Below are 6,060 nucleotides of genomic sequence, written 5' to 3'. Positions count from 1 at the left end.
AGCCTAGATCTGATGTTGGAACAAACTATTTTTGCGAAAAACCCTTGACACTACCCAAATTCATTTTTTTACAATATATTTTTAATTGCATTTTGCAAATGCACTTCGTCGCCGGAATTGTCTATAAATCGGATATTCTTGCCCGGGAAAAGGCGAATCCATTCTTCTTCCCTTTCTTTGGCGGCTTGCAATTCAATACGGCGTTCCGCATCGTCTTCGCTAAAGCCGCGATTTGCAATCAAGCGGTTCTTGCGGACGTCTCGGGCAGCGCACACCACCCAGATTTCATCGAGCTCGGCCACCAATTCGGGTACATTTTCAAATAAAGCCGCCTCGACAAAAGCCGGATTCGCATGCAGCAGGTACTGAGTCAGCGCCGGGTACACTAACGCCTCCAGGCGCTTTCTTGCCGTCGGGTCGCTAAAGACCAAATCTGCCATACGGCTCCGGCTAACGCCCTTCTCCGTCAGCATGTCCTCGCCGAATTCCTTGGCAATCGCCGCTCGAAGATTCTTGTCGTCACGGTACAAGTGATGCACCGCCACATCCGCATCGATCACGCGGATTTTACGGTCGCGCAAAATGCGACCGACCAGCGACTTTCCTGCACCAATTGTTCCTGTAATTCCAATCATCATTCAACCAAGTTTATTTTCCTAGCGCAATCAGGCATATACCCAGAATCACGCCCAACAAGGCAACAAACTTCATTTTGCTCTTGCGTTCCTTGAAAAGTAGTAAACCGGCAAAGAACGAAATCAACACGCTAGAGCGGCGGAACACCGTAATAATCGAAATCAAGGCGTCAGGGTCACTCACTGCCACAAAATAGCAGCGGTCCGCCACAATCAGGAGTACCGCCACCAAGACCATGGACCAGCGGAATTTAAAGGGAGTTGTCTTATGCCGCGTCGGAAACCAGGTGACCGCGCAAATGGCAAACTGCCAGAGTGCCATGTAAATGCTGAACCACACCTGGACCGTAAGGGGGTCAAAGTTCATGCGCTGCAGAATGAACTTGTCGTACACGCCGCTACAGGCCGCCAAGAGCGTACCCAGCACCATGCAGATCACCCAGCCGTTGCTGAAGAAATGTCCCATTTCTTTACGACCCGCAAGGCTTAAGCCCACATAGGAGCATATGCAGATGGCAACACCTATCCACTGGAGCGCAAAGGGACGCTCGCCCATAAAGGTCACGGCAATAAAAATCGTAAATACGGGCGCAAGCGCGCGAATCGTTGTCGCGATGCTCAAAGGCAAATGGGCCAGAGCGTTATAAGTCAAAATCCAGCTGCCGCCTACAATGGCCGCCTTCCCGAACAAGTAAACATGGCTCTGCAAAGGCAAGGATTCGCAATGCCCTGTCAAAAGGAGCGGGCACATAAAGAGGGCGTAAAAGGCGCTGCAAAAGAACAGTGTCACACGGACCGCATTGTCCTGCACCGACTTTTTCTTGGCAAGATCATAACACCCCAAAAAGAATGCCGAAAGTAAAGCTAAAACGAACCATGACATAGCGTGCAAAATTTAGAAAACCCTCTTGCCAAAGCGATATTTTAAACATATTTTTATATTAACTTTAACAAAAGGATCCAATATGGGAATCAAAGGCAAAGCATCGTCCCTGCTCGAAGAATTCAAAGCCTTCGCGTTCAAGGGTAACATCGTCGATATGGCTATCGGTGTGATCATCGGTGGTGCATTCGGCAAAATCGTCACTTCCTTCGTTAACGACATCGTTATGCCGTGCGTTACCGCCATTATCGCCATGGGCGGCGGCAAGGATGCTGGCGAAGGCCTCAAGGCTCTCGCATTCACGACGGCCGAAGGCGTGACCATTCCTTACGGAAGCTTCATTGGCGGCATCATCGACTTCCTCATTGTCGCCATCGTGGTGTTCATCGTCATGAAGAAGTTCCTCGGCTTCATGCAGAACATGCGTAAGCAAGAAGAAGCCCCGGCAGCTCCTCCGGCACCTCCTGAACCGTCTGCCGAAGAAAAGCTCCTCACCGAAATCCGTGACTTGCTGAAAAAGTAGTTGGCAGAACTTAGAGCCTAGAGTAATGAGGCCCCGCTTAAAATGCGGGGCCTTTTTTTGCCCAAACGTCTATCCGCCTACAGCCAACTTCCTACAGTCTACTTCCTACTGCCTACTGTCTACTGTCTACTGCCTACCGCCTACTTCCTACTTTTATCTCCGCTTCAGCGGTAAACGGCAATTCCTCTAGCTGCGGAGTCGCGATAATCACCTGGCAGGCTTTTTCACGGATGAGAGTCGCCACCGCATCGCGGCGATTCACGTCGAGTTCTGCAAAAATATCGTCCAGCAAAAGAATCGGTTTGCTCAGGTAACGGGTTGCCACATCGACCGCGGCAAAGCGCATGGCAACCGCAGCACAGCGGCACTGGCCTTGCGATCCGCAAGTACGCATTTCAGAGTCGCCTATGCATACGCCCAGGTCGTCCTTATGCGGGCCCGACAATGTTATTCCCTGAATTTTCTCGGCAAATGCCAGACCGGCGAGTTTGCGGCGGTATGCCTCGCGCAAGGCGTTTTCGTCGACCGATCCGTCTTCGGACTCCCCCGATTCCGACGCAATATAGAGCGAACCTTTATCGGCTGCCATTGCGGCCTTGTCGAGTTCGGAATCATCCAGGAATTCCGCGCCATCGAGGGCATCCAATCCCTTGAGAATAGAACTCTTGTAGGCGCAAGCGATTTCATCTACCCCGCCCGAAAGCTTGCGGTAATAACCGGTAATAATCGGCGAGATTTCTTTAGAAAGTTCAATGCGTGCGGCCCAAAGCTTGGCGCCCAAGTCTACCAGCTGTTCCGTAAGCACCGCCAGAAGTTCATCGCCACCGGTAGCAAAGCCTTCGCGCTTGTACTGGCGCAGCCACTGGTTACGCTGTTGCAGTACGCGGCGGTAGCGCTTGAGCACCGCGGCATTTGTCTGAGAGCGGTAACAAAGAATTTCATCGAGCCAACGTCTGCGTACTTCGGGCGCCCCGCGCAAAAGTTCAATGTCAGACGGCTGCATCACCACAGCCGGAATGTTTCCAAAGAACGCCGTCGGCGACTTAAGACTTTCACCGTTTTCACGCACGTCTGTGCTACGGCGCCCCACGCGAATGGCGCGTTTCGTCTCGCGGCCCGCATCATCGAATACGGCACGCAATATCAATTCGTCGCCGTTCCAGGCAATCATTTCCTTCAAATCGCGCGCCCTAAACGAAAAACCTTGCGCAAGCAGATGCACCGATTCCAATATAGACGTCTTGCCACAACCGTTTGGCCCATGGACCACGGTGATTCCCGGTCCAAACTCTTGTTCAAAGCCAGACAAGCTGCGTACGCCGTCTATATAAATCTTCGAAATCACGGAATATAGCCCCGCAGGCCAAAACTAAGCGGAGTCCAGATTCCCGCTTCCGTTTCGTAAATCAGGGCGTAGTTCACATCGAAGGGATACTTCTTCTTGCCGATTCGAATCATGAACTTGTAGCCGGCACCCACCGTCCAGTCCAGGTCATCCATACCCAAACGGAGCGTGCCGTCCGTAATCACTTCGCATTCAAAGCCCACACGCCCCGTCCACACATGCAAATCGGGGTCAAAGGCCAGGAGCGTGTCGGCCACCTGGTAATCCAGAGCTTCCATCCAGGCGTGCACGGGCATGCCCGCAATCTTGGAACGGTAGCCCACACCGATCTGCAGCACCTTCGGGCGCACGCCCTCGGTACTTTCTACGGAATTGTCGGTACTGGTATTCTTGCTCCACCTGGCAGACAGGTTTTCGCTAAAGCTCAGGTTGCGGATTACCACGGACGTCGACCACTTTTCGTTCCACTGTCTAATCCAGCTCAAGTTGATCGTCACCGGGCTGCGGTAATCGTCAACCACTTCGGCAACCCCTTCGTAGTATTCCGAAATATCCATGTTGTCATAACTCATCGAGAACGACAAACCGAAGGCGTCGCGACGCGTGGCACGGTAAGCCAAGCCCAAATACATCATCGTAAAGTAGGGCGTTGCCGTACCCATGGTTTCATCGTCTTCGTTAATCACGTCAAAGTTCAAGTCGCCACGATAAAGCATCGCAAAACCGATACCCATGCGCCTACCCACCGGGCCTTCCAGGCCAAGCGAGCCGCCCAAACGGTCCAGGTCGCGCTTTTCTGCGTTCAGGTTATAGCTCAAGTGTTCCCTAAAGCCAAGAATGGCCGGGTTCCAGTAAGCAGCCGGCATCGACGCCGTATCCGCAGAGCCCGTATTACCGCGGCCCAATTCGCGCGTGCCTGCACCCATACGTTCCACAAAGCCGTCAAAGCTACCCAGCGTCGCCTTCTTGCCCGCAAACGCAGAAGAAGCAACAACGAGCATCACCAACATCATCAGAGCCCAGCTCTGAATTCCGAATTCTGAATTCCGAACTATCATTACTTGTGCCCTCCCAAGGTCATCACCTTGCCCCAGCCTATATGGCCGTGGTTATCCTTGACACGCACATAGTATACGCCCATGGTGCAGGGCCTGCCCGCCTTGTCCTTGCCGTCCCAGAAGTCTTCCTTGGGATTCGTGCTGCGCGAAGCATCCGCTCCACGAGGAGCGCTTTTTACAATCGTGCGGATTTTACGCATGTCGTAACTGAACACGTCAATCGTAATCTTGGAATCCTTGCCCACCTTGTACGACACAAGCGCTTGGTCGCCCGCCGTAATTACCGACGGTACCATGCGCACAGAGCCCAAATCGTTTCCGAGCTTGGCGCGGTTCAAAATCGGGGTCCAAGTTTTGCCCGTATCTGCCGAAACAGAAATTCCATTGCCGTAGGTAGCAAGCGCAAGGCCCGTCACATTCTTGGCCAGCGGGAACGAGCAAATCGAGGTTATGCGGAAATCGCGGTCAATGGCGCCGGTTGCATAGCCGTAAAGCCATTCACTCTTTCCGTCTTCATCCATATCCCAAGCACGAATTCCGGCCGAATCCAGCTTAAAGTATCCGCTCACGTCACCGCCCGAAACGGCAACCGCCACAAAGGCCGTATTGCCGACAAAAGCCACATCGCTTACGGTGTAGTCGCCTTCGTCATAAATATCCTTCTTCTGTTTTTTGCCGGCCGTGTCCAAGAAATTCACCTTCGCAAAATCCTTGGCACCCTCGCGGAGCACCCACAAAGCGCCCTTCATCGACTCCTTTTCCATACGCGAAGTTTCTGCAACAATCGTCAGCGGGTCACCGCCCATCCAAAGTCCTGTCACGCGGGCACTCGTGTCAAGTGCTGTAGACGCCTTGGCCACCTTGCCGTCCGCGCCACGCTTCCAAAGTCCCTTGGAAGTCGCCATCCAGATGTCACCAGTTTCCGGATGTTGCTTGACATCGAAAATACGCGGGTTTTTCTTGTCTTCCCACTTGTAATTCGATTTTGCCGAATCCAGCGTAACCGCTTTCAGGTTCAACTGGTACATGCCATGCTTTACTTTGCTGCCCGACGCATCGTACAGGCCAAGCCCGGCTGCACCGCGGGCCATCCAAAGTTGCTTCTTGGACGAATCGTACGCAAAGCCGCTCACGGCATAATACATAGCCGTATCCAAATCAGCCAGTGCCTCGGGCTGCTCCAGCGGGGTTTCATAAATGTTGTCGATTCCGCCCACCCTAAAAATTCCCGTTGGCTGCAAATACTCGCCGTCATCGTCCAGACCAAACATCGGCAACACATAGCCAATCTTGCCGGCATAAACCGAAGGAGTCCTGCGATGTTCCGCAAGCACGTCTCTAAAAATGCCATTCTGCGTCGCGGTCACCGAATCCGTCATCTGGTCCTGACGCGATTCCACCACCTGCACGCCGTTTGCCCCCACCTTGAGTTCCAACAGAGTCACGCCGCTATAAATATCGCCGCGCGAAAACACCCACAGGCTACCCGTTTTTCCCGTTTCGCTCACGTTCAGCGCAGCGTTGCTGAACAAAGTCTCTGCAGCAAACGCGCCCCCTACAAAAGTAAAGGCGAGCGCCAAGGCATTCACGTATTTTCCGAACAGTCTATTCATAAA

General features: G+C 53.0%; 6 protein-coding genes. 1 reads left to right on the top strand and 5 read right to left on the bottom strand.

Features of this window, described 5'->3' with window-relative positions:
- Nucleotides 1-68: 68 nt before the first annotated feature.
- Nucleotides 69-638 (bottom strand): dephospho-CoA kinase, encoded by a 570-nt coding sequence (gene coaE, locus B7988_RS03235; RefSeq protein ID WP_088656786.1) that lies wholly within the window; start codon nt 636-638, stop codon nt 69-71.
- A 10-nt stretch (nt 639-648) separates the two neighbouring features.
- On the bottom strand, nt 649-1,518 hold the full coding sequence (locus B7988_RS03230; protein ID WP_088656785.1) for a DMT family transporter: 870 nt from the start codon (nt 1,516-1,518) through the stop codon (nt 649-651).
- A gap of 82 nt (nt 1,519-1,600) precedes the next feature.
- Here B7988_RS03230 and mscL point away from each other — a divergent pair, with 82 nt between their 5' ends.
- The gene (gene mscL / locus B7988_RS03225) at nt 1,601-2,041 is read left to right on the top strand and encodes a large-conductance mechanosensitive channel protein MscL (protein ID WP_073319890.1); all 441 of its coding nucleotides are present in this window, start codon (nt 1,601-1,603) and stop codon (nt 2,039-2,041) included.
- A 133-nt stretch (nt 2,042-2,174) separates the two neighbouring features.
- On the opposite strand, the gene recF is transcribed toward mscL, so the two are convergent.
- From recF to B7988_RS03210, 3 genes are read right to left on the bottom strand one after another with little or no spacing between them, the layout of a single operon-like run.
- A complete protein-coding gene (gene recF / locus B7988_RS03220) occupies nt 2,175-3,386 on the bottom strand; it encodes a DNA replication and repair protein RecF (RefSeq protein WP_088656784.1) in 1,212 nt (403 codons plus the stop codon).
- Nucleotides 3,383-4,444: a hypothetical protein gene (locus B7988_RS03215; RefSeq protein WP_249268817.1), complete on the bottom strand. Its 1,062-nt coding sequence runs from the start codon at nt 4,442-4,444 to the stop codon at nt 3,383-3,385. Before B7988_RS03215 ends, recF begins: the two co-directional genes overlap by 4 nt.
- Entirely contained in the window at nt 4,444-6,057 is a 1,614-nt protein-coding gene (locus tag B7988_RS03210; RefSeq protein ID WP_088656783.1) for a hypothetical protein, read from the bottom strand. Before B7988_RS03210 ends, B7988_RS03215 begins: the two co-directional genes overlap by 1 nt.
- Nucleotides 6,058-6,060 lie beyond the last annotated feature (3 nt).

It is taken from the genome of Fibrobacter sp. UWB1 (assembly GCF_002210325.1).
In the GTDB taxonomy this organism is placed as follows: domain Bacteria; phylum Fibrobacterota; class Fibrobacteria; order Fibrobacterales; family Fibrobacteraceae; genus Fibrobacter.
Note: the sequence above shows the minus strand (reverse complement) of the source record. Positions and strands in the feature narration are given on the sequence as shown.